We start from the raw sequence: 22,049 nt of genomic DNA on the forward strand, positions 1-22,049 counted from the left end.
GGCGGCAGCGGCTACGGGAAATTGCCATGCATTCACGTGGCTGATCCTGCCCCGGCAACAGGGTGGACATGGCTAAGCTGACCCCACCCGCCCCCGCCGAGGCCACTCCATGGACGAAGCAACCTACCTGGCACAGCTACAGCAACGCTGGGCCCAGGCCTGGCCCGCCGACGTGCCCCGCACCGCCCAATACCCCCTGGGCGAACGGCCGCTCACCGAATACCTGCGTCATTGGGCAACGGTCCAGCCTGACCACCCGGCCCTGCACTTCTACGGCCACAGCCTGACCTACCGCGAGCTGGACCAGCTCAGCGACCGTTGCGCCGCGCTGCTGCGCAGCCTGGGCGTGGCGGCGGGCGACCGGGTCGCCGTGCTGCTGCCCAATTGCCCGCAAATGCACATTGCCTTCCTCGGCATTCTCAAATGCGGCGCCGTGCACGCCCCGGTCAGCCCGCTGTCCCAGCACCTGGAGCTGGCCCACCAGCTTGGCGATTGCGGCGCCACCGTGCTGATCGGCCTCGACCAACTGCTGCCGCTGGTGCAGCAAGTACGCGACCGCACCGCCCTGCGCACCTTGATCGCCACCAGCCTCAGCGAACTGCGCCCGGCGCGACCCACGCTGCCCGTCCCCGACCTGTTGAAGGCGCCGAAACGGCCAGTGGCCGACGCCCTGGACTTCTACCCGGCGCTCGCCGCCTGCCAGGCCGCCGTGCCCGAACATCCCGTGCAGCTCGACGACATCGCCGCGCTCAACTACACCGGCGGCACCACCGGCCTGCCCAAGGGCTGCATCCACACCCACCGCGACATGCTCTACACCTGCGCCAGCTTCGTGCCCACCGCCCTGGGCTGCGACCGCCACGCGGTGAGCCTGAACTTCCTGCCGCAGTTCTGGATCGCCGGGGAAAACGCCGGCTTGCTGTTCCCCCTCTACAGCGGCTGCAGCCTGGTGTTCCCCAGCGAGCTGGAGGCGCTGCTGGGCCAGCACCCCGCCGTGCTGGCCAGCGCGGTGCTGGGGCGCGCCCACGCGGTGCGCGGCCAGGAGCCGGTGGCCTTCATCGTGCTCAAGCCTGGCAGCGAGGAAACCGCCGACAGTCTGGTGCAGTGGTGCCTGGGCGCCATGGCCCGCTACAAAGTCCCGCAGGTGCGCCTGGTCGAGGGCCTGCCCATGACCGCCACCGGCAAAGTCAAGAAACAGGAATTGGAAGCCCTACTGTGACCCCAGCCATCACCCGCCTGCTGATCGCCAACCGTGGCGAAATCGCCATCCGCATCGCCCGCGCCGCCGCCGAACTGGGCATCACCAGCGTGGCCGTGTTCAGCGAGGACGACGGCGACGCCCTGCACCGGCGCAAGGCCGACGAACAGGTAGCCCTGCGCGGCCGCGGCGCCCCGGCCTACCTGGAGCGGGCGCAGCTGGTCGCCATTGCCCGTGACCACGGCTGCCAGGCCATCCACCCCGGCTACGGTTTTCTCAGCGAAAACGCCGACTTCGCCCGCGACTGCGCGGCAGCCGGGCTGATCTTCGTCGGGCCGTCGCCCCAGGCCCTGGCGCTGCTGGGCGACAAGGCCCAGGCCCGCGCCCTGGCCGCGCGCTGCGGCGTGCCGATCGCCACCGGCAGCGCTGGTGCCATCGACCTGGCCACGGCGCGCCAGCTGCTGCAACACGGCCCCATCATGCTCAAGGCCCTGGCGGGCGGCGGTGGCCGTGGCGTGCGCGCGGTGCGCAGCGAGGCCGAACTGCTGGCCGCCTTCCCCCTGTGCCAGGCCGAGGCCCTGGCCGCCTTCGGCCAGGACGCGCTGTACGCCGAGCGCCTGATCGAAGCCGCGCGGCATATCGAAGTGCAGGTGGTGGGCGACGGCCACGCCGTCAGCCACCTGTGGGAACGCGACTGCAGCCTGCAACGCCAGCACCAGAAGCTGCTGGAAATCGCCCCCGCGCCCTTCCTCGCCCCGGCCCTGCGCCTGGCGCTGCTGGACGCCGCCCTGAGCCTGGCACGCGCCTGCGAATACCAGGGCATCGGCACCTTCGAGTTTCTCGTCGACGAGACCGCTGGCCAGTTCGTGTTCATGGAGGCCAACCCGCGCCTGCAGGTGGAACACACCATCACCGAGGCCATCACCGGCGTCGATCTGGTGCAGGCCCAACTGCGCCTGGCCCAAGGCCACAGCCTGGCCGAGCTGGGCCTGGCCGCGCCGCCGCGTGCCCAGGGCGTGGCCGTACAGGCGCGGATCAACCTGGAGCGCATGCAGGCCGACGGCAGCGCGCGCGCCAGCGGCGGCCTAATCAGCGCCTATGAACCGCCCAGCGGCAGCGGCCTGCGGGTGGACGGCTGCGGGTACGCCGGCCTGCACAGCCACCCCGGCTTCGACTCGCTGCTGGCCAAGCTGGTGGTCCACGCCGATGACCTGCCCACCGCGCTGCGCCGCGCCTACCGGGCGCTGTGCGAGTTCCGCCTGGAGGGCGTGGCCAGCAACCTCGGTTTCCTGCAGAACCTGCTGTTGCGCCCGGAGCTGGCCCGGCAGGCGCTGACCACCGGTTTCATCGGCGCCCAGTTGCCAGCGTTGCTGGCAGCGCCCGCAGTGCCGCACCCCAGCCTGTTCGCCGCGGCCGCGGTGGCGCCATCCGGGCCCAGTCAGGCGCCGCTACAACTGCCGCCCGGCAGCGTGGCGGCGACCGCGCCGGGCCAGGGCGTGCTGGTCAGCCATGAGGTGGCGCCCGGCGACCACGTGCGCCAGGGCCAGGAGCTGGCCGTGCTGGAAGCCATGAAGATGCACTTCGTGCTCAAGGCCGACCGCGACGCCGTCGTCCAGCAGTTGCTGGGCAGCCCTGGCGACACCATCAGCGAGGGCCAGCCCTTGTTGATTCTGCAGCCAGCGGACCTGGCCGCCGACGAGGACAATAACGAACGGGCCGTGGACCTTGACGAAATGCGCGCCGACCTCGCCGAGGCCCTGGAATGGCACGCGCTGACGCTGGATGAACGCCGCCCCGAGGCGGTGGCCAAGCGCCACGCCAAGGGCTTGCGCACCACCCGGGAAAACCTCGCCGACCTGCTCGACCCGGGCAGTTTCAGCGAATACGGCAACCTGGCGCTGGCCGCCCAGCGCCGCCGGCGCAGCCTCGAAGAGTTGATCGCCCAGAGCCCGGCAGACGGCCTGGTGGCCGGCACCGGCACGGTCAACGCCGCGCTGTTCGGCGCCCAGGCCGCGCGCTGCCTGGTGCTGGCCTACGACTACAGCGTGTTTGCCGGCACCCAGGGCATGATGAACCATAAGAAGACCGACCGCCTGCTGGGCCTGGCGCGCGAGTGGCAGCTGCCGGTGGTGCTGTTTGCCGAAGGCGGCGGTGGCCGCCCCGGCGACACCGATTTCGTTGGCGTGGCGGGCCTGGACTGCCACACCTTCGTGGCCATGGCCGGGCTGTCGGCGCAGGTGCCGTTGGTGGGCGTGGTCTCGGGCCGTTGCTTTGCCGGCAACGCCGCCCTGCTGGGCTGCTGCCACGTGATCATCGCCACCCGCGACGCCAGCATCGGCATGGCCGGCCCGGCGATGATCGAGGGCGGTGGCCTGGGCCGTTTCAGCGCCGAAGAAGTCGGCCCCAGCCACGTGCAGAGCGCCAATGGCGTGATCGACGTGCTGGTCGACGACCAGGCGCAGGCGGTTGAGATGGCCAAGCGTTACCTGGCCTACTTCCAGGGCCCGCTGAACGACTGGCAGTGCGCCGACCAGCGCCTGCTGCGCCAGGCCATCCCGGCAAACCGCCTGCGTGGCTACGACATTCGCACGCTGATCGACACCCTGGTGGACGAGGCGTCCTGCCTGGAGCTGCGCCGCGACTTCGCCCCCGGACTGATCACCGCGCTGGTGCGCATCGAAGGCCGGCCGTTCGGCCTGCTGGCCAACAACCCGCTGCACCTGGGCGGCGCCATCGACGCTGCGGCCGGCGACAAGGCCGCGCGCTTCATGCAGCTGTGCGAGCGCTTCGGCCTGCCGCTGCTGTCGTTGTGCGACACCCCAGGCTTCATGGTCGGCCCGGCGGCGGAACAGCAGGCCACGGTACGCCATGTGTCACGGCTGTTCGTCACCGCTGCCAGCCTCAGCGTGCCGTTCTTCACCGTGGTGCTGCGCAAGGGCTACGGCCTGGGCGCCCAGGCCATGGCCGCCGGCAGCTTCCACAGCCCGGTGTTCACCATCGCCTGGCCCAGCGCCGAGTTCGGCGCCATGGGCCTGGAGGGTGCGGTGCAGCTGGGCTTCGCCAAGGAACTGGCGGCGCAACCGAGCCCCGAGGCGCGCCAGGCGCTGTACGACAAGCTGGTGGCCAAGGCCTACCAGAACGGCAAGGCCATCAACATGGCCAGCTTCCTCGAGATCGATGCCGTGATCGACCCGCAGGACACCCGCGCCTGGCTGATCCGCGGCCTGAACGCCCTGCCGCCACGCAAGCACGGCAGCGCGCCGGGGTTCGTCGATACCTGGTAATGCGCCTAGGGTGACGGAAAACGCAGCGGCCGCGCCGGCTCGCGCAGGGTGGCCGGGTCGCGGTAGCGGGCGCCGAAGTGGTCGCTGGGCAGCCGCGCGTTGCCGGCGCCGAACAGCCGTTCGCGCAGGGTTTCGCCGTCGTTGTAGCACTCGCGGAACCGGCCGCGGCGGCGCAGCTCCGGCACCACCAGTTCGATGAAGTCGCGGGCGGTCTCGAAGGTCAGGTACTGGCGCAGGTTGATGCCGTCGATGCCGTCCTCGTCCAGCCACTTCTCGATCTGGTCGGCCACCACCGTCGGCGTGCCGGCGACGAAGAAGCGCTCGCGGTTGAAGCCCTCCAGCCGCGCCAGCACCGCGCCCACCGTGGTCGACGGCAGGTAGCGCTGCAGGCTTTCCCAGCCCTTGACCTGGCGCTCGATCAGGTCGCTGATCAAGGTGTCGCGCGGGTAGGCGGTCAAGTCCACGGCGGCCTGGGCGTGCACCAGCGACGCCTCGACGCTCATCAACTGGCGATAGCTATCCAACTTGCGGCTGACCTCCTCGTCCGTGCGCCCGACGATCACCCCGGCCATGACGATGAACTTCAGCCCCGCCGGGTCGCGCCCGTGGGCAATGGCCTGCTGGCGCATGGCGTGGATGTTGGCGCGCACTGCCGCGGTGTCCTCGCCGCCGGTGAACACCACCTCGGCATGGCGCCCGGCGAACTCGATGCCGGCCGGCGAGCCGGTAGCCTGGAACAGCACCGGCGTGCGCTGCCGCGACGGCTGGCACAGGTGCGGGCCGGCCACCTTGAAGTGCTCGCCGACGTGGTCGATGTAGCGCACCTTGCTGGGGTCGGTGTACACCCGGCGCTCGCGGTCCTGCACCACGGCGTCGTCGTCCCACGAGCCTTCCCACAGCTTGTACAGCACGTCCAGGTACTCGTCGGCGATCTCGTAGCGGTGGTCGTGCACCACCTCGGTGGCATGGCCGAAGTTGCGCGCCGCGTTGGGCAGGTACGAGGTGACGATGTTCCACCCCACCCGCCCCTTGGTCAGGTGGTCGAGGGTGCTCATGCGCCGCGCGAAGGCGAACGGCGGTTCGTAGGTGGTGGAGAAGGTGGCGCCGAAGCCCAGGTTACGGGTCACCGCGGCCATGGCCGGGATCACCAGCAGCGGGTCGTTGCTGGGGATCTGCATGGCTTCGCGCAGCGCGGTTTCCGGGCCGTCGCGGAAGCGGTCGTAGGTGCCGATCACATCGGCCAGGAACACACCGTCGAAGGTGCCGTGTTCCAGCAGCTGCGCCAGTTCGGTCCAGTAGTCGAGGTCGTTGAAGCGGTGGCGGTTGTTCTCCGGGTGCACCCACAGGCCATGGACGATGTGGCTGACGCAATTCATTTCGAACAGGTTGACGTGCAGTTGCTTGGGCACTGCCTTTACTCCTTTGCTCAGGGGGCCGGATTGGGGAGGCGCTGGTGGATGGCCTGCACCTGCGCCTTGACCTCGGCGCTCAGCACCACGTCCAGCGCGCCGAGGTTGTCGCGCAGCTGTGCCAGGCTGGTCTGGCCGGTGAGCGCGCTGGCCACGAACGGCTTGTCCAGCAGGTAGGCCAGGGCCAGTTGCGCCGGGGTCAGGCCGTGCTCCAGGGCCACGCCAACGTAGCCGGCGATGGCCTCCTGGGCCGCGGCGCTGTCATAGCGGTTGAAGGTGCGGTACACCGCCGACAGCCGCGAGCCTTCGGGCCGCGCGCCGCCCAGGTACTTGCCGGTGAGCGCGCCGAAGGCCAGCGGCGAATAGGCCAGCAGGCTCACGCCCTCGCGGTGGCTGAACTCCGACAGGCCGCCCTCGTACAGGCGGTTGAGCAGGCTGTAGGGGTTCTGGATGCTGACGATGCGCGGCAGGCCCAGGCGCTCGCTGTGCTTGAGGAACTGGGCCACGCCCCACGGGGTTTCGTTGGACACGCCGATGTGGCGGATCTTGCCGGCCTGCACCTGCTCGGCCAGCACCGCCAGGGTTTCCTCGATGGCCACGCTGTGGCTGTCGTCGACGTAGGGGTATTCGCGCTGGCCGAAGATATTGGTGGTGCGGTCCGGCCAGTGCAGCTGGTACAGGTCCAGGTAGTCGGTGTTCAAACGCTTGAGGCTGCCGTCCAGGGCTTCGACGATGTTGCGCCGGTCGTGGCGGCTCAGGCCGTCGCGAATGTGCACCTGGCCGTCACGCGAGGGCCCGGCCACCTTGCTGGCCAGCACCACGTCGGCGCGCCGGCCGCTGGCGGCCAGCCAGGTGCCGATGTAGCGCTCGGTGGTGCGCCAGGTCTCGGCGCGGGTGGGTGTGGGGTACATCTCGGCGGTGTCGATCAGGTTGATGCCTTCGGCCAGGGCCAGGTCGATCTGCTGGTGGGCGTCGGCCTCGCTGTTCTGATGGCCCCAGGTCATGGTGCCCAGGCCCAGCACGCTGACCTTGATGTCGCTGTTGCCCAATTGGCGGTAACGCATGGGTGATCCTTTTTTTGCAATCAATGAAAGTCGCCGTTCACACCGCGCTGGCTTCGTCGTGCACGGCTTCGTCGGCCTGCAGGCTGCGCCAGGCGGCATGGGGGGTGACGCCGTTGAGGTAGTAGTTGCCCAGTGCCCGCTCGCGGTAGATGGCCGGGTTGTGCGAGGCCAGGGTGCGGGCGTTGCGCCAGTGGCGGTCGAAGCGCCGGCTGGTGCTGGTGGCCGAGGCGCCGCCCACTTCGAACAGCAGCGTGGTGGCTTCCAGCACCTGCTCCAGCACAATCTGCTGGGCCTGGTAGGCGCGGATCTCGGCCTCGGTGTAATGCGCCTCGGTTGCCCGCGCGCCCTGCTCCGCCTCGTGCACGTCCTGCAGCACCTGGGCCACGGCCAGCACCTGGGTGCGCGCCGCGTAGGCCAGGCTCGACAGGCGGCCGATGACCCGCTGCACCAGCGGGTCATCCTTGGGGCTGGACTGGCCGGGAATACCGAAGCCGCGGGTGCGGCCACGGACGAAGTCGCTGGCGTCGCGCAGCACCGCGTCGGCGATGCCAGCCAGGGTGGCCAGGTGGAACAGCTGGTAGAAGGCGCTGAGGTAGGACTCGTTGCGCAGCTCGTCCTTCTTGAAGCGCCGCACCACGTGCTGCTCGGGCACCTTCACCGCCGTGAAGCGCGTGGTGCCGCTGCCGGTGAGGCGCTGGCCGAAGCCGTCCCAGTCATCTTCCACGGTGACGCCGGGGGCATCGGTGGGCACCGAGACGCTGACAAAGTCGTCGCCGTCCACGGCAATGGCGGCAATCCAGTCGGCGTACAGGGTGCCGGTGCAGTAATACTTCTCGCCGTCCAGCAGCCAACCGGCCGCGCGGTTGCCGGGCTCTGCGGCGCTCAGGCTCACCGCGTTGCGCGAGGTGTCGCTGCGCTCGGCCATGGCCGCGCCCCACAGCTGGCCGTCGGCGGCCTTGGGCAACCAGTAGGCCTGGGACGCGGCGTCGCGGCTCGACAGCCGGCCTTCGACGAAGCCGAAGTGCGCGCGCACGATCTGCGGCAGGTTGGAGTCGGCGGCGCCCAGCTCGATCAGCAGTTGGAACAGCTGCGGCAAGCTGGCCCCCAGGCCGCCGTGGGCCACCGGCACGCGCAAGGCGCCGAAGCCCGCCGCGCGCAGCCAGGCCACGGCGTCGTGGGCCAGCTCGCGCTGCTGCTCGCGGGCCACGGCGGTGGCCTGGATGCGGGTGAAGACGTCGGCGAAGCGCCGGTGCAGGTGTTCGTAGGTCGGGGCAGTCATGAGGCTTCCTTGTGCGGGGTGGGACGCGCCGGGAAGCTCATTGCAGCGAGCGTGCCAAGGCCCTGGGCCCGTGTTTCCAAGGGGCCTGCGGCAGGCGGCTTGTTGGCTGGCTGGCAGAGTGTGGGAACGCTGTTGCAGGGCGTACACCTGGCCTTGACCTTCCCCCCATGGCAAGGTCTACCCTGCACCTTTTCGACCAGCAGGAGCACACCGTGATCAAACTCTTGAGTTTCATGCTCGCCACCACCTTGTGCGGCGCTGCCTACGCCGATGACAACGCCGCCATGAAGGCCGAGTACCAGCACGCCGCCCACGGCATGTCGGCGGACATGAACATGAACGCCACCAGCGACAACCCCGACGTGCTGTTCGTGCAGGGCATGCTGCCCCACCACCAGGGCGCGGTGGACATGGCCAAGACCGAACTCAAGTACGGCAAGGACCCGGAGATCCGCAAGCTGGCCGAAGGCATCATCAAGGCCCAGGACGCCGAGATCGCGCAGATGAAGGCCTGGCTGGCCAAGCAACCCAAATAATTCCCGTGGCTGCGGCTACCTTGTGGGAGCTGGCTTGCCAGCGAGCTTTTTAGGCCCCAACAGCTCGCTGGCAAGCCAGCTCCCACAGGCAAGCAGCGGGTACAAGTCCTTGATCCCGCACTGTATAATCGCCGATCAGTGGTGGGATTGTTCATACCTGAAACGTTTAAGCTGTTGATAACGCCCACGCATCGAATGATGCGAAAACGACATCAACGGTACTATTGCGTGTGATAGTCTCCCACCATTTCATCTTGGCCCGGACGGTAAAACCGATTGATGCCACACTGAGGAGCGCTCATGCCCAGAATTTCCCACCAAGGTTTGCGTCGCGCATTCCGCCAGCTGCTCGCTTCCAACGCCTGCTTCCACACCGCCTCCGTGTTCGACCCGATGTCGGCGCGCATCGCCGCCGACCTGGGCTTTGAAGTCGGCATCCTCGGCGGCTCGGTGGCCTCCCTGCAAGTGCTGGGCGCCCCGGACTTCGCGCTGATCACCCTGAGCGAATTCGTCGAACAGGCCACCCGCATCGGCCGCGTGGCCCAGCTGCCGTTCATCGCCGACGCCGACCACGGCTACGGCAACGCCCTCAACGTGATGCGCACCGTGGCCGAGCTGGAACGCGCCGGCGTCGCCGCGCTGACCATCGAAGACACCCTGCTGCCCGCCCAGTTCGGCCGCAAGTCCACCGACCTGATCTCGGTGGCCGAAGGCATCGGCAAGATCAAGGCCGCCCTGGAAGCGCGCATCGACCCGGAGCTGACCATCATCGCCCGCACCCACGCCGGCGTGCTGAGCACCGAAGACGTGATCGCCCGCACCAAGGCCTACCAGGAAGCCGGCGCCGATGGCATCTGCATGGTGGGTGTACGTGATTTCGACCACCTGGAAGAGATCGCCCAGCACCTCAGCGTGCCGCTGATGCTGGTGACCTACGGCAACCCGGCGCTGCAGGACGACGACCGCCTGGCGAAACTGGGCGTGCGCATCAGCGTCGACGGCCACGGCGCCTACTTCGCCGCCATCAAGGCCACCTACGACTCCCTGCGCGAACAGCGCAAGCTCACCCGCAGCACCCAGAACCTGAGTGCCACCGAGCTGACCCACACCTACACCCTGCCTGAGAGCTACGTGGCCTGGGCCCGCGAGTTCATGGACGTCAAGGAATAGGCCGCAACGCTTCACCACGCCACCGGCGGCACAACCGCCAGTAGACCGTGCCATTGATCAGCAGCACCACGCTGCCCAGCACCAGCTGGATACCCGCCGTCAGCCCGGCCGGGTAGATCACTGGCAGCAGGTAGTGCTCCACATACCCCCCCGCATAGCCCTGCTGCCCCGCCTGCAGGCGCATCAGGTTCTCCCAGTACGTCAGCGGACAGGTCAGGTGAAACACCTCCACCGCCACGCCCCAGGCCGCCGCCGGCAGGTGCAGCCAGATCAGGCGCCGCCACTTGAGCAGCAACAGCCCGCCCAGCAGTACAAAAATAATGAACAGGCCGTGAAACAGCACCAGTCCGTTGGCTGCCATGGAATAGAACATGGGAATCCTTGCGCGTTGTTTTCGCCATTGTCGGCCCCGGCGCGGCGAGGATCAAGGGCGGCACAGGTCCAGAATTATTGACAAGCCGACCAAAATATCTGGCAATTTAATTCGTTATCAATCATATAGTTATGTTGTTTTTAGCAAAAACGACGTCGCTAATTTTCCGCTAGCACGCTGTAAACGTTTGACATATTTGACGCGTTTGGCACACTGCCGACCCGTTGTACCGGACATCACCGGGCGAGCACCGCCAGCCCCTGGCCACCCTCACCCGCCTGAGACCCCGTACGCGTCCAAAAAAAACAATTTTGTCTAGCGCCTCGCCAGCGTGTGCCCAGGTTTTCGCCCTGGCCAGGCTGCGCGTGCGAACGGGAAGAACACATGCTGATCTGGTTTGTCGCGGTTTACCTGCTGATCACTGTGAGTGTCGGCTTCTACGCCTCCACTCGTGTCAAGAACTCCAAGGACTTTGCGGCGGCTGGCCGCAGCATGTCCTTCCCCGTGGTAACCGCCATGGTGTTCGCCACCTGGTTTGGTTCCGAAGCGGTGCTGGGTATTCCCGCCGCGTTCATGAAAAACGGCTTCTCGGGCATCATCGAAGACCCCTTCGGCTCGTTCGGCTGCCTGATGCTGGTGGGCCTGGTGTTCTGCCGCCCGCTGTACCGCCTGAACATGCTGACCATCGGTGACTTCTTCCGCAAACGCTACGGGCCGAAGGTGGAGCTGTTCGTCAGCCTGGTGATCATCGGTTCGTACCTGGGCTGGATCGCCGCGCAGCTGACCGCCCTGGGCGTGGTGTTCAACGTGCTCTCCGACGGCGCCATCAGCACCACCGAAGGCATGCTGCTGGGCACCGGCATCGTGCTGGTGTACACCCTGTTCGGCGGCATGTGGTCGGTGGCCATGAACGACTCCATGCAGATGCTGATCATCGTCTGCGGCCTGGTCTACCTCACCTACCTGCTGGGCAGCATGGCCGGCGGCGCAGGCCACGTGATCGAGCATGCGGCGGCAGCCGGCAAGTTCACCATGGTGCACAGCACCTCGGCCAAGGACATCCTGGGCTTCCTGGGCGCCGCGGTGACCATGATGTTCGGCTCCATTCCCCAGCAGGACGTGTACGCCCGGGTGATGTCGGCCAAGACCGAGAAAATCGCCTCGCGCGCCTCCATCGCCGGTGCCTGCTGCTACCTGACCTTCTGCATGCTGCCGATCTTCCTGACCTACGCCGCCTCCATGATCGACCCGCAAATGGTCAGCGACCTGCTGGACACCGACGCGCAGATGATCCTGCCGCGCCTGATCATGGAACGCACCCCGCTGTTCGCGCAGATCATGTTCTTCGGCGCGCTGCTGTCGGCGATCATGTCCACTGCCTCGGGCACCCTGCTGGCGCCGTCGGTGACCTTCACCGAGAACGTGCTCAAGCGCATGCGCCCGAACATGACCGACCGCCAGTTCCTGCTGGCCATGCGCATCACCATCGCCGTGGGCGCCGCCCTCACCTGCCTGTTCGCGCTGTACTCCAACTCCAGCATCTACGAGATGGTCGGCAACGCCTACAAGGTGACCCTGGTAGCCGCCGTGGTGCCGCTGTTCTTCGGCCTGTTCTGGAAACGCGCCACCAACCAGGGCGCGATCATCGCGATCATCTTCGGCCTGAGCTCCTGGGGCCTGCTGGAAATGACCCACCAGGACGGCGACCTGTGGCCGCCGCAACTGGCCGGCCTGCTGATCAGCGCCCTGGGCATGATCATCGGCTCGCTGCTGCCGCCGCTGAACAAGCGCGACAGCGAACAGGATTTCGACGGCGCCGTGGCCAGCAACTGACCCGCTCCCTAGGGCCCGGCATGACGATTGCCGGGCCGCGCCAGCCCCAAGTGCTGGCGCAGGGTGGTGCCACTGTACTCGCGGCGAAACAGCCCGCGCTGCTGCAGGATCGGCACCACCTGCTGGACGAAGTCGTCCAGCCCGCCCGGCAGTATCGGCGGCATGATGTTGAAGCCGTCGCCCGCCCCCTCCACAAACCACTGCTCCAGGGTATCGGCCACCGCCTGCGGCGTGCCGATCACGGTGTGGTGCCCACGGGCGCCCGCCACCTTGAGGTACAGCTGGCGAATGCTCAGGTTTTCCCGCCGCGCCAGGTCGATGAACAACGCCTGGCGGCTCTGCATGGCGTTGCTCACCGGCAGCTCCGGCAACGGGCCGTCCAGGTCATGCCCTGACAGGTCAATGCCACCGGCCATCCCGGCCAGCAGCCCCAGCCCTACCCGCGGATCAAGCCGCGCCTGCAGCTCGCCAAAAATATCCTCGGCCTCGCCCTGGCTGCGACCGATCACCGGCGAGATGCCCGGCATGATCTTCAGCTCGTCGCGGCCACGGCCATGGGCCGCCAGCCGCCCCTTGAGGTCGGCATAGAACGCCTGGGCGTTGCCCAGGGTCTGCTGCGCGGTGAACACCACCTCGGCGGTGCGCGCCGCCAACGCCTTGCCCGGCTCGGAAGAGCCCGCCTGGATCAACACCGGGTGGCCTTGCGGCGTGCGCGGAATGTTCAGCGGCCCGCGCACTTGGTAGTAGTCGCCCCGGTGCCCCAGGGTGTGCAGCTTGTGCGGCTGGAAGTACACGCCGCTGGCCTTGTCGTGCACGAAGGCGTCGTCCTCGAAGCTGTCCCACAGGCCGGTGACCACGTCGATGAATTCCTCGGCGCGCTGGTAGCGGTCGCCGTGTTCGAAATGCTCCTCGCGGCCGAAGTTCAGGGCCTCGAGATCGGTGGCCGAGGTCACCAGGTTCCAGGCGCTACGGCCGTTGCTCAGGTGGTCCAGGGAGGCGAACTTGCGCGCCAGCAGGTACGGCGCGTTGTAGCTGGTGGACACGGTGGACACCAGGCCGATGCGCTCGGTGACCGTGGCCAGCCCCGACAGCAGCACCAGCGGGTCGAAGACATCGCCGGCGGTGGTGTACTGGCCCAGCTCCGGCGAGCCCATCAGGGCCAGGTTGTCGGCGAAGAAAATCGCGTCGAACTTGCCGCGCTCGGCAGTTTGCGCCAGGCGCTTGAAGTGTGCGAAGTCCAGGTTGCCGCCGGCCCAGGCGCGCGGGTGGCGCCAGGCGGCGACGTGGTGGCCGCTGCCCATCAGGAACGCGCCCAGGCTCATTTGTCTGTTGCTCATGTGCACCTCAGAAGTCGTAGCGCAGGGTAATGCCAGCCGTGCGCGGCTGGCCCGGGGAGGCGGTGTACAGGCCGTTGGAGCCGTTGCCCACGGCCAGGTAGTACTCGCGATCGAAGGCGTTCTTGACCCACAGCGAGGCGTCGATCAGGCCGTCGCCGTAGCCCACCCGCGCGCCCACCGAGAAGTTCGCCAGGCCGTAGCCGTCGATCCGCGCCAGCTCGGAGTTGTCGAGGGTGCCCTGGCTGGCGGAGCGGTAGGCGTAGCTGGCGGTGGCGTAGGGTTCGATGCCGTTGATACGCAGCCACTTGTATTCACCATTGAGGTTGCCGATCCAGCGCGAGGCGCCGGCCACGCGCTGGCCGCTGAGGTCGCAGGTGGCTGCGGTGGTGTTTTCCGCCGGGCATGGCGCGTCCTTGAACGACAGGTAGGTGACGTCGTTGAACGAGCCGTTGAAGTTCAAGGTCAGGCCGCGCACCGGCACCGCCGTGGCCTCGAACTCCAGCCCGCGCGAGCGCACGCTGCCGGCGTTGGTCAGCAGCTGGTAGCCGGTGAGCGCGCCCAGCGGCTGGTAGTAGGTGGTGGCCTGGTAGCCGTTGACGCCGGTCCAGAACAGGTTGGCGTTGAGCTGCAGGCGGTGGTCGAACAGCTGGCTCTTGATGCCCAGCTCGGCGTCGTTGGCGCGTTCGGGCCCTACCAGCAAGGACTCGGCCCCGGCGCTGGGCGCCGAGGCCACGGCCAGGTTCACCCCGCCCGACTTCTCGCCGTGGGACAGCGAGGTGTAGCCCAGCACGTCGTCGCTGAAGCGGTAGCTGAGGCTGGCCAGCATCGACGGCGCGGCGTTGTGCAGGTGCAGGTTGCCGCTGTCATAGGCACCCACCTGGCTGGCGCGGATGGCGTTGCCGTCGACCACGCCGGGAATCACCACCGCGGCGCCGCCACCGGTGGGCGCGTAGCGCTGCACGCTGGCGTCCTTCTCTTCATAGGTGCCGCGCAGCCCGGCGCTGAAGTCCAGGCGCGGGGTCAGGTGCCAGGTGCCCTGGGCAAACAGCGCGTAGCTCTCGGTGTCGACCTTGCCGTTGACCTTGCTGTCGAGGTTGTTCAGCGCATTGAGGTTGGCGCCGATCAGGTCCAGGTCGGCCAGCGGGCCGAAGTCGGTGAAGATGCGGTTGCCCAGGTTCTGCTTGAAGGCGTAGGCGCCCAGCACGTAGTCGAAGTGCTCGCCCTTGGGCGAGGCCAGGCGGATCTCCTGGGAGAACTGGCGGTCGTGCACCTCGTAGCCGAAGTCGCGAAGCACCGGCACGTCGAGCTGGTCGGCGTCGTTGGCCGGGTTGAAGTGCCAGTAGCGGTAGGCGCTGATGGAGGTCAACGTGTAGCCGCCGGCCAGGTTCCAGTTGGCTTCAAGCGAACTGGCGTTCTGGTGCACGCTGACGTTCTGGCGGCCGTCGATGTTGCTGTGGCCCAGTATCGGGTTGGCGCCCACCAGCGTGGCGCGGCGCCAGAACAGCGGGCCGGCGCCGTAGATCACGCTGCTGCCGCTGCTGGAGTTCTCGCTGTTGTATTCGTTGATCCAGCGCAGGCTGAAATCGTCGTCGGGCTTGAACAGCAGCTGCCCGCGCAGGCCTTCACGCTCGCCGCCCAGCAGCGTGCGGCTGTCGTGCTTGTTGTCCAGGTAACCATCGTCGCGGGTGCGGTAGAACGACAGGCGCCCGGCCAGGGTGTCGGTCAGTGGCCCGGACACCGTGCCCTTGCCCTGGAAATAGCCGTCCTGGCCGCCCGACACTTCCACGCTGCGCTCGGGAGTGAAGGTGGGCCCCTTGGTGGTGATGTTGAGCACCCCGGCCGTGGTGTTTTTGCCAAACAGCGTGCCCTGGGGCCCGCGCAGCAGCTCCAGCTGGTCGACGTCGAGCATGTCGAAGGCGGCCATGCCCGGGCGGCCCAGGTAGACGTTGTCCAGGTAGATGCCGGCGCTGCCTTCCAGGCCGTCGCTGGCCGGGTTGTTGCCGATGCCGCGCACCGCGAAGCTCGACACCCGGGCGTGCACATAGGCGACGTTGACGCTGGGCAGGGTCTGCTGCAGGTCCTGGATCTTGTACAGGCGCTGGCTTTCCAGCTGCTCGCCGCTGAGGGTGGTGATGGGCGTGGGCACGTCCTGGGAGGCCTCGGCGCGGCGCCGCGCGGTGACGGTCACCGGCGCCAGGCGCGGGCTGCCGGTGCTGTCGGCCTGGGCGCTGTCGGGCGTTGCCGGGGTGTCATCGGCCGCCTGAGCGGCGCCGTGCCACAGCGCCCCCGGCAAGGCGATGGCCAGCGACAGGCTCAGGGGTTTGAGGCGGTGGGCCGTGGTGGCCGCGTAACGTGACAGCATGGGCGAAGGCTCCTTGGTGGCGTGCGGCGACGTAGGCCAAATGCACGTTCAGGGTGCCCATGCTAGGCAGCGGTACAGGAAGATTTGGGGCCTGGGCGGACAAACCATGGTCCGCCTCGGCCACCGGGTCAGACGGCGATGGACAGGTGCTGCGCAGGCGCCGGCAGCGGCGCCGTACCCTGGTCATGGCGGCGCCATTGGCCGGGGCTGGCACCGGTCCAGCGGCGGAACGCGCGATTGAAACTGCTGGGCTCGTTGAAGCCCAGGCGGTAGCAGATCTCGTTGATGGAGCAGTCGGTGCGGCGCAGGTAACTGAAGGCCAGCTGGCGTCGGCAGTCGTCGAGCAGCGCCTTGAAGCTGGTGGCGTGCTTGAGCAGGTGGCGGTGCAGGTTGCGCACGCTCATGCCCAGCGCGTCGGCCACCCGGCTCTGCTGCACCTCGCCCAGGGGCAGGTCGCGGAGAATCGCGGCGCGTACCCGCTCGGGCAGGTTCAGGCTGCGCTGGCGTTCCAGGTAGCCATCCAGCACCGCGTCCAGGCCCTGGGCAACGTCGAGGTTGGCGGTGTTGAGCGGCGTGTGCAGCCAGCGGTTGTTGTAGTCGATGGCGTTGTCGGCGGCGTTGAACTGGATGGGGCAGCCCAGCAGCTCCTCCCAGCGCTGGGGGTCGGCCGGGGTCGGCCGCGCCAGGTGCACGCCTTGCACGATGGGCATGCCCGGCCAGGTCTGGCGGGTGAAGCGCACCGAGCAGGCGATCGACGCCTCGCTGGCCACCTGCTCCACCCGCGCACCGTCGGGCACCCCGTAGATCAGCCGCGTCACCTGCGGGCCGCGCACCAGGGTCAGCAGCGCCGCCGTGGTGATCACCGGCGCGAACCGCACACCGCGCTCCAGCGCCTCGATGAAGGTGGCACTGCTTTGCGCGGCGAAGTACAGGCCGTGGAAGTCGGTGGGGTAGCTGCACGCCGCCACGCCCAGGCCAAAGCATTCGTCGGCGCTGGCCCGTTGCGCCGCACGCCAGAACGCACTCATGGATGCCAGGGCGATGCGCTGGTTGGGGTCGTGCAGGTTGCAGGGGCCGATGCCAGCCTCGCGCAGCAGCGGCGCGCTGGCGATGCCGCGCGCCTCCAGCGTGCGGGCGATCACCTGGGCCCAGGTAGCGATGGTGTGCAGCGTCGACATCGGCAGCTCCTCAGGCCAGCCCTTCGGCGGCCAGGGTGCGCGCCACGGCTTCACGGGCGCGGTAGCGGCCCAGGAACGCCTGCAGCGCCGGGAACGCCTGCAGCAGCGTGCCGGCACGGGCGCTCCAGCCCACGAACACGCCCAAATGGGCATCGGCAATGGTAAAGCGGTTACCCACCAGCCAGTCCTGGCCCGAAAGGCGCGCCTCGATGGGTTTCAGCGCCTCGGCCAGGCGCTCCAGGCCTTTGCTGCGGATGCCGGCGTAGGCCTGCTCGTCCGGGGTGAAGCGCTCGGGGCGGTTGATGCTGCGGAAGGCGCCGGTGTGCACCTCCGTGGCCAAGTAGCCCAGCCAGCCCTGGATCTGCGCCCGCTCCACGCTGCCGGCAGGTGCGAACAGCGGCGTGCCGGGGCGCAGGTCGGCCAGGTACGGCAGCAGCGCGGTGTTCTCGGTCAGCAGGGTCAGGTCGTCCAGCCGCAGCGCCGGCACCCGGCCCTGGGGGTTGAGCTGGCGGTACGGCGAGTCGGGGGTCAGGCTGACTTGCTCGACCTCGATGGGCAAGTCCAGCTCTTCGATGACGACGTGGGCGGCAAGGGAGCAAGCGCCCGGGTAGATGAACAGGGTGGTCATGGCAGGTCCTCGGCTTAGCGGCTGGCTTGGGTGGCGTCCGGCGCGGTTTGCAGCGCCGCGTTCAGGTACTGCGGCTGGGCCCAGCTGCTGACCTGGAAGCCCTTGCGGATCAGCCGTGCCTGCAAGGCCAGGTCGACGCTGTGCTGCAGGTTGCCGGTGAAGCTGCTGTCCAGCTGCGGGTCAAAGATGCGCGCGAACGACTGGTCGGCGGCGTCAGTGGCAAGGATAGCCGCTGGGTAGCTGGCCAGGCGCGATACCAGATCGACGTAGGCCTGCTTGTGCGCCTCGTCACGCAGCCAGGCCACGGCCGGTTGCTGGGCCTTGAGCAGGCGCGCAGTGAGGTCCGGGTGCGCATCGACAAAGGCGCCGCGGCCGAGCAGGACGGTCTGCACGCTGCCGGCACCGCCCAGGTCGACGGTGGTCAGCGGCAGTTCGGCGAGCCCCTTGGCCTTCAGCGCGATCAGCCCGGCGCCGGCCCAGGTGGCGTCGATCTGCTTGGCCACCAGGGCGGTGTTGGCGGCGTTGTAGTCGAGGTTGATGACCTTGTAGTCGCTCTCCTTCAGGCCGCGGCTGGCCAGGGCCGAGGCGAACGACAACTGCGTGGCGGTGCCACGGAAAATCGCCACGCGCTTGCCCTTCAACGCTTCCAGCGAGGTGATGCCGCTGCCTGGCTGCACCGCCAGGTACAGCTTGATGTCGCGGGCGGTGGCGCTCAACAGGCGGGTGTCGAGGCCGCTGGCCTTGCCGACGATGGCCGGCAGGTCGCCCAGGTAGGCGAAGTCTTCCTGGCCGTTGGCCAACGCCTCGTTGATCGCAGGCCCTGCGCCCTTGAAGAAGTCCCAGCGCACCTTGATGCCGTCCTTGGCGAACTCCTTCTCCAGGCTCTGCTGGTCGCGCAGCACATCAGTGATACCGGCGCCGCTGGGCGTAGGGCCGGCGCTGATGTCCGGCACCGCGATGCGGATCTCCTTGACGTCATCGGCCCAGGCGCAGCCGGACACCAGGGCGGCAGCCAGGGAAAGCGTGAACAGCGGACGGAAGAAACGGGACGATGGCATGGCGGTGCTCCTGCAGGTTCCAGCGGAAAGGTGGAAGTGAGGCGCACGATAGGTTTGTGTGGGGGTAAAAATAAAATAATAAAAAATCTGGTGGTTAGGCGATTAATGCATATACCGCACCGGCCTTGAGTCCCACTGCCCATGCCTGAAAAGCATAACCACCATGCCGCGTCCGGGACCCAGCGGCGTTCCCGTGACGCGGCCTGCGGCCGCTGCTACGGGGGCGCGTGTACCTTCATCGATCGCGTCGCCTGCATCGCGGCCAAGGCCGGCTCCTACCACGCACGGCGTAGGAGCCGACTTTAGTCGCGATGCAGACGACGTTGCTGCTACAAGAATCAGCGCACACCACCCTGTAGCAGCGGCCCCAGGCCGCGTCCAAAACCACCGCGCACTACCGTGGAAACCTCTCCCGTAGCCGCTGCCGCCAGGTTGCGCTGGCCCTATTCCACGCCGAAGATCTTCAGCGCACTCAGGAGGCAGGACGCGGCCTGCGGCCGCTGCTACGCGGGTTCCGCGCTCGCCCTTTCCAACCCCGCCACCGACGCCTCCACCAACGCCCGGGCGATTTCGCTTGCGTGCTCCACCTGACGCGCCAGCGCGCGTAGATGTGCAGGACAATTCTCGACCAGCTCCGCAGCGCCGGCGCTCACGCCCTTCATGTACTCGCACGCCTGAGTCAGCACTTCGGTTACCGGCATACCGTCGCGCACCGCCAGGATCGGCAAGTCCCCCGCGCAGGGGCCAAAGGCGTGGTAAGTGGTGAATGAATCGGTCATGAGGTGGATGCTCCTGCACAGTGGTTCAGGGCGGAGTCGGTCAGCACATGACTCAACAGCAACTGCCCGCGCACGGCATCCAGCGCTTCCTGGATGAAGGGCTCTTCAGCGACGACTGCGTCGACAATAGGCAGGCGCTGTTCCAGCAGATCCAGCGATTGGTGAGCGCGGTCGAGGGTGCGCTTGAGCGCATGCAGATAATGCGGGACTCGTGGCAGGTTGGCAGGCAGGCCTTGCAGCAGCGCCAGGCTGAGCAGGTCCTTGAGGTCTATGTCTATGCCACTGAGCGGGATATCGGGTGGGTCGGGGGTTATTTTCACCATCGTCAGACTCCTTGATCATGGAGCCGCCACGTTCGTGGCCAAACGAAGGGGTGGCGGCTGTAACGCAGGTTGGCCAACCGGGGATCAAGGAACCCGGCAGGGCCGAAGCCCTCCCGCGCACAGCCGCCATAGAGCCTCACGCAGACATGCAACTGCCTCGTGCTCATGGAAGCGCTGGTGCGCCTTGATTCCTCAGGTGGCCAAACCCGGCCGTTGAATTGGCAACGGCGGGCGGAGAGTAGACGTCCTGAAATCAAGGCGCAAGCAAAAACCACGAACAGCGAAGATAGAAACATTTTGTCATCATTTGCTGCACGTAGGATGATTATTTCAGATTTTGTGTGAAATTTCCTAGGAAATTTCCGAAGCCCGCATCTGGCCTTATTGGCACAACGCTGTAGCAGCGGCCAAAGGCCGCGTCCGAAAACACCGCACACTCCGGTGGAATCCGCTCCCCGTAGCCGCTGCCGCCAGGCTGCGCTGGCCCTATTCCACGCCGAAGATATTCAGCGCACTCAGGGGCCAGGACGCGGCCTGCGGCCGCTGCTACAAGAGTCGGCGCACACCCCCCAGGCAGCGTCCGGGTGCGCCGCGTGCCGCCTCGTCTACGCTTCACTCCATTCCCATCCCCGAGCCCCCCCCATGCGCAGAAGGACCTTGCGAAAACTGGCCGCCGCCACCGCGGTCGGCATCTTTATCGGCGCCGTGGCGCTGTCGGCCTACCTGGCCGTGCAAAGCGGGCACGACGTGGCGCGCGTTTATCTGGCCGACATTACTGCCGACGTGATTCACCGCTCCGCCAGCACCCAGGCGCAGGTCGACAAGGCGGTGGCGGCCCAGCAACACGCCGGCCTGGCGCCCTGCTCGCCGGACCACCTGGCGCTGATGGAGCACCTGCTGCTGGAGGCCAGCTACCTGCAAGGGCTGGCGTACATCCAGGGCGACCGTCTGCTGTGTTCCACCCTGCCTTCGGCGCGCCAGCAGGTGGACCTGGGCCCGGCCAGCCATGTGACCGCCAGCAGCGGCCGGCGCTGGAGCCGGGTGATGCTACCGGACGCGCCGGGCGAAATGTTCGCGATCAACGAGCACGACGGCTACGCGGGGATTATCGTGCCCAGCCTGGTGCTGGACGTGGTGGGCGAACAGACCGACATCGACATCACCCATTTCCGCAACAGCGACCAGGTGGTGGTGCGCTCGCGCGGCGAGTTCAAGCCGCAATGGCTGGCACAGTACCAACGGCAACCCGTGGCCTTCTTCGCCGATGGCAAATACGTGTTCATCCAGCCCTCCACCGATCGCGACTCCTCGGTGCTGGCTGCCATGCCCAAGGCGCGGGTCGCGCAGAGGGTGTGGGCCGTGCTGCCCGGTTACCTGGCGGTGGGCGGCCTGTCGGGGCTGATCGTTGGCGTGCTGCTGTACCTGGGCGTACGCCATCGGCTGTCGTTCAAGTCGCAACTGCTGCGGGCGCTGCGCCGGCGCGAGTTTTTCCTGCTGTACCAGCCGGTGATGGACCTGCGCAGCGGCAGGTGCGTGGGCGCCGAGGCGTTGATTCGCTGGAAGCAGCCGGAGCGCGGCTTGATCAGCCCGATGGAGTTCATTCCCGCCGCCGAGGCCAACGGCCTGATCCAGCAGGTGACCGCGCAGGTGATGGAGATGGTCGCCAACGATTCGGTGCAGCTGATCAAGGACAACCCCGACACCCACATCGCCATCAACTTCTCGGCCGAGGACCTGCACTCGGAGCAGACCGAGCAACGCCTGCAGGCGCTGATCCGCGCCTCGGGCGGCACCTCGGAAAACATCCTGATCGAGGCCACCGAGCGCGGCCTGATGGTGCCGGACAAGGCCAGGGAAGTGCTGCTGTCGATTCGCGCGAAAGGCTTCAAGGTGGCGATCGACGACTTCGGCACCGGCAATTCGAGCCTCTCGTATCTGGCCACCTACGACCTGGACTACCTGAAGATCGACAAGGCGTTCGTCGACGAGATCGGCGAGGCGCGCAGCAGCAGCCCGCTGCTGTTCCACATCATCGAGATAGCCCGTTCGTTGAAGCTGAAGATGATTGCCGAAGGGGTGGAGACCGAGCACCAGCGCAACGTGCTGCGCGATGCCGGGGTGCAGCTGGCCCAGGGCTGGTTCTTCGGCAAGCCGATGCCGATTGATGAACTGGGGCAGTTCATCCAGCGCTGCAAAGCGGTTGCCTGACCCCGTAGCAGCTGCCGCCAGGCGGCGTCA

The 22,049-nt window shown here is 67.7% G+C and carries 17 protein-coding genes; 6 read left to right on the forward strand and 11 right to left on the reverse strand.

The features are described from left to right. Positions 1 to 109 precede the first annotated feature (109 nt). Together RAM80_RS03470 and RAM80_RS03475 are read left to right on the forward strand one after the other, a co-directional pair. Positions 110 to 1,219, forward strand: coding sequence for an AMP-binding protein (locus RAM80_RS03470; protein ID WP_416424841.1), 1,110 nt, complete (start codon positions 110 to 112; stop codon positions 1,217 to 1,219). Further along, complete coding sequence (locus RAM80_RS03475; protein WP_416424842.1) at positions 1,216 to 4,482, forward strand: carboxyl transferase domain-containing protein; 3,267 nt, start codon at positions 1,216 to 1,218, stop codon at positions 4,480 to 4,482. Before RAM80_RS03470 ends, RAM80_RS03475 begins: the two co-directional genes overlap by 4 nt. Before the next feature lie 5 nt (positions 4,483 to 4,487). Here RAM80_RS03475 and RAM80_RS03480 read toward each other — a convergent pair whose 3' ends face one another. The 3 genes from RAM80_RS03480 to RAM80_RS03490 are packed head-to-tail and all read right to left on the reverse strand — an operon-like array spanning position 4,488 to position 8,234. Continuing rightward, positions 4,488 to 5,891, reverse strand: a complete 1,404-nt coding sequence (locus tag RAM80_RS03480) for an LLM class flavin-dependent oxidoreductase (RefSeq protein WP_416424843.1) — start codon at positions 5,889 to 5,891, stop codon at positions 4,488 to 4,490. 17 nt (positions 5,892 to 5,908) lie between these two features. Next, positions 5,909 to 6,955 (reverse strand): NADP(H)-dependent aldo-keto reductase, encoded by a 1,047-nt coding sequence (locus tag RAM80_RS03485; protein WP_416424844.1) that lies wholly within the window; start codon positions 6,953 to 6,955, stop codon positions 5,909 to 5,911. Between the two features lie 37 nt (positions 6,956 to 6,992). Then, complete coding sequence (locus RAM80_RS03490) at positions 6,993 to 8,234, reverse strand: acyl-CoA dehydrogenase family protein (RefSeq protein ID WP_416424845.1); 1,242 nt, start codon at positions 8,232 to 8,234, stop codon at positions 6,993 to 6,995. 212 nt (positions 8,235 to 8,446) lie between these two features. Here RAM80_RS03490 and RAM80_RS03495 point away from each other — a divergent pair, with 212 nt between their 5' ends. Together RAM80_RS03495 and RAM80_RS03500 are read left to right on the forward strand one after the other, a co-directional pair. Next, positions 8,447 to 8,770 (forward strand): DUF305 domain-containing protein, encoded by a 324-nt coding sequence (locus tag RAM80_RS03495; protein WP_416424846.1) that lies wholly within the window; start codon positions 8,447 to 8,449, stop codon positions 8,768 to 8,770. A gap of 300 nt (positions 8,771 to 9,070) precedes the next feature. Further along, on the forward strand, positions 9,071 to 9,940 hold the full coding sequence (locus RAM80_RS03500; protein ID WP_027980448.1) for an isocitrate lyase/PEP mutase family protein: 870 nt from the start codon (positions 9,071 to 9,073) through the stop codon (positions 9,938 to 9,940). On the opposite strand, the gene RAM80_RS03505 is transcribed toward RAM80_RS03500, so the two are convergent. Then, on the reverse strand, positions 9,930 to 10,313 hold the full coding sequence (locus tag RAM80_RS03505; RefSeq protein ID WP_416424847.1) for a DUF2784 domain-containing protein: 384 nt from the start codon (positions 10,311 to 10,313) through the stop codon (positions 9,930 to 9,932). The genes RAM80_RS03500 and RAM80_RS03505 overlap by 11 nt on opposite strands. 384 nt (positions 10,314 to 10,697) lie before the next feature. Between RAM80_RS03505 and RAM80_RS03510 the strand changes: the two genes are divergently transcribed. After that, positions 10,698 to 12,146, forward strand: coding sequence for a sodium:solute symporter family protein (locus RAM80_RS03510; protein ID WP_416424848.1), 1,449 nt, complete (start codon positions 10,698 to 10,700; stop codon positions 12,144 to 12,146). A gap of 8 nt (positions 12,147 to 12,154) precedes the next feature. Here the strand turns inward: RAM80_RS03510 and RAM80_RS03515 are convergent, their stop codons facing one another. The 7 genes from RAM80_RS03515 to RAM80_RS03545 all read right to left on the reverse strand — a co-directional run bounded on the left by RAM80_RS03515 (position 12,155) and on the right by RAM80_RS03545 (position 19,811). Continuing rightward, a complete protein-coding gene (locus tag RAM80_RS03515) occupies positions 12,155 to 13,483 on the reverse strand; it encodes an LLM class flavin-dependent oxidoreductase (protein WP_416424849.1) in 1,329 nt (442 codons plus the stop codon). Between the two features lie 7 nt (positions 13,484 to 13,490). Further along, positions 13,491 to 15,845, reverse strand: coding sequence for a TonB-dependent receptor (locus tag RAM80_RS03520; protein ID WP_416424850.1), 2,355 nt, complete (start codon positions 15,843 to 15,845; stop codon positions 13,491 to 13,493). Between the two features lie 128 nt (positions 15,846 to 15,973). Next, the gene (locus RAM80_RS03525) at positions 15,974 to 17,023 is read right to left on the reverse strand and encodes an AraC family transcriptional regulator (protein WP_416424851.1); all 1,050 of its coding nucleotides are present in this window, start codon (positions 17,021 to 17,023) and stop codon (positions 15,974 to 15,976) included. Between the two features lie 10 nt (positions 17,024 to 17,033). Next, on the reverse strand, positions 17,034 to 17,651 hold the full coding sequence (locus tag RAM80_RS03530) for a glutathione binding-like protein (protein WP_416424852.1): 618 nt from the start codon (positions 17,649 to 17,651) through the stop codon (positions 17,034 to 17,036). A 14-nt stretch (positions 17,652 to 17,665) separates the two neighbouring features. Further along, positions 17,666 to 18,709: an ABC transporter substrate-binding protein gene (locus RAM80_RS03535; RefSeq protein WP_416424853.1), complete on the reverse strand. Its 1,044-nt coding sequence runs from the start codon at positions 18,707 to 18,709 to the stop codon at positions 17,666 to 17,668. A gap of 503 nt (positions 18,710 to 19,212) precedes the next feature. Next, positions 19,213 to 19,488, reverse strand: a complete 276-nt coding sequence (locus RAM80_RS03540) for a hypothetical protein (RefSeq protein WP_416424854.1) — start codon at positions 19,486 to 19,488, stop codon at positions 19,213 to 19,215. Next, positions 19,485 to 19,811: a hypothetical protein gene (locus tag RAM80_RS03545; RefSeq protein WP_416424855.1), complete on the reverse strand. Its 327-nt coding sequence runs from the start codon at positions 19,809 to 19,811 to the stop codon at positions 19,485 to 19,487. Before RAM80_RS03545 ends, RAM80_RS03540 begins: the two co-directional genes overlap by 4 nt. 642 nt (positions 19,812 to 20,453) lie before the next feature. On the opposite strand from RAM80_RS03545, the gene RAM80_RS03550 reads away from it, so the two are divergent. After that, positions 20,454 to 22,019, forward strand: coding sequence for an EAL domain-containing protein (locus RAM80_RS03550; protein WP_416424856.1), 1,566 nt, complete (start codon positions 20,454 to 20,456; stop codon positions 22,017 to 22,019). Positions 22,020 to 22,049: the final 30 nt, after the last annotated feature.

The organism is Pseudomonas sp. App30, assembly GCF_047947025.1.
Taxonomy (GTDB): Bacteria; Pseudomonadota; Gammaproteobacteria; order Pseudomonadales; family Pseudomonadaceae; genus Aquipseudomonas.

Bases quoted from the DNA above. Each gene is read 5' to 3' on its own strand.
- RAM80_RS03545 (WP_416424855.1), bottom strand. From the start codon at position 19,811: ATGGTGAAAATAACCCCCGACCCACCCGATATCCCGCTCAGTGGCATA.
- RAM80_RS03500 (WP_027980448.1), top strand. From the start codon at position 9,071: ATGCCCAGAATTTCCCACCAAGGTTTGCGTCGCGCATTCCGCCAGCTG.
- RAM80_RS03550 (WP_416424856.1), top strand. From the start codon at position 20,454: ATGCGCAGAAGGACCTTGCGAAAACTGGCCGCCGCCACCGCGGTCGGC.
- RAM80_RS03485 (WP_416424844.1), bottom strand. From the start codon at position 6,955: ATGCGTTACCGCCAATTGGGCAACAGCGACATCAAGGTCAGCGTGCTG.
- RAM80_RS03520 (WP_416424850.1), bottom strand. From the start codon at position 15,845: ATGCTGTCACGTTACGCGGCCACCACGGCCCACCGCCTCAAACCCCTG.
- RAM80_RS03540 (WP_416424854.1), bottom strand. From the start codon at position 19,488: ATGACCGATTCATTCACCACTTACCACGCCTTTGGCCCCTGCGCGGGG.
- RAM80_RS03505 (WP_416424847.1), bottom strand. From the start codon at position 10,313: ATGTTCTATTCCATGGCAGCCAACGGACTGGTGCTGTTTCACGGCCTG.
- RAM80_RS03530 (WP_416424852.1), bottom strand. From the start codon at position 17,651: ATGACCACCCTGTTCATCTACCCGGGCGCTTGCTCCCTTGCCGCCCAC.
- RAM80_RS03535 (WP_416424853.1), bottom strand. From the start codon at position 18,709: ATGCCATCGTCCCGTTTCTTCCGTCCGCTGTTCACGCTTTCCCTGGCT.
- RAM80_RS03515 (WP_416424849.1), bottom strand. From the start codon at position 13,483: ATGAGCAACAGACAAATGAGCCTGGGCGCGTTCCTGATGGGCAGCGGC.
- RAM80_RS03470 (WP_416424841.1), top strand. From the start codon at position 110: ATGGACGAAGCAACCTACCTGGCACAGCTACAGCAACGCTGGGCCCAG.
- RAM80_RS03490 (WP_416424845.1), bottom strand. From the start codon at position 8,234: ATGACTGCCCCGACCTACGAACACCTGCACCGGCGCTTCGCCGACGTC.
- RAM80_RS03525 (WP_416424851.1), bottom strand. From the start codon at position 17,023: ATGTCGACGCTGCACACCATCGCTACCTGGGCCCAGGTGATCGCCCGC.
- RAM80_RS03510 (WP_416424848.1), top strand. From the start codon at position 10,698: ATGCTGATCTGGTTTGTCGCGGTTTACCTGCTGATCACTGTGAGTGTC.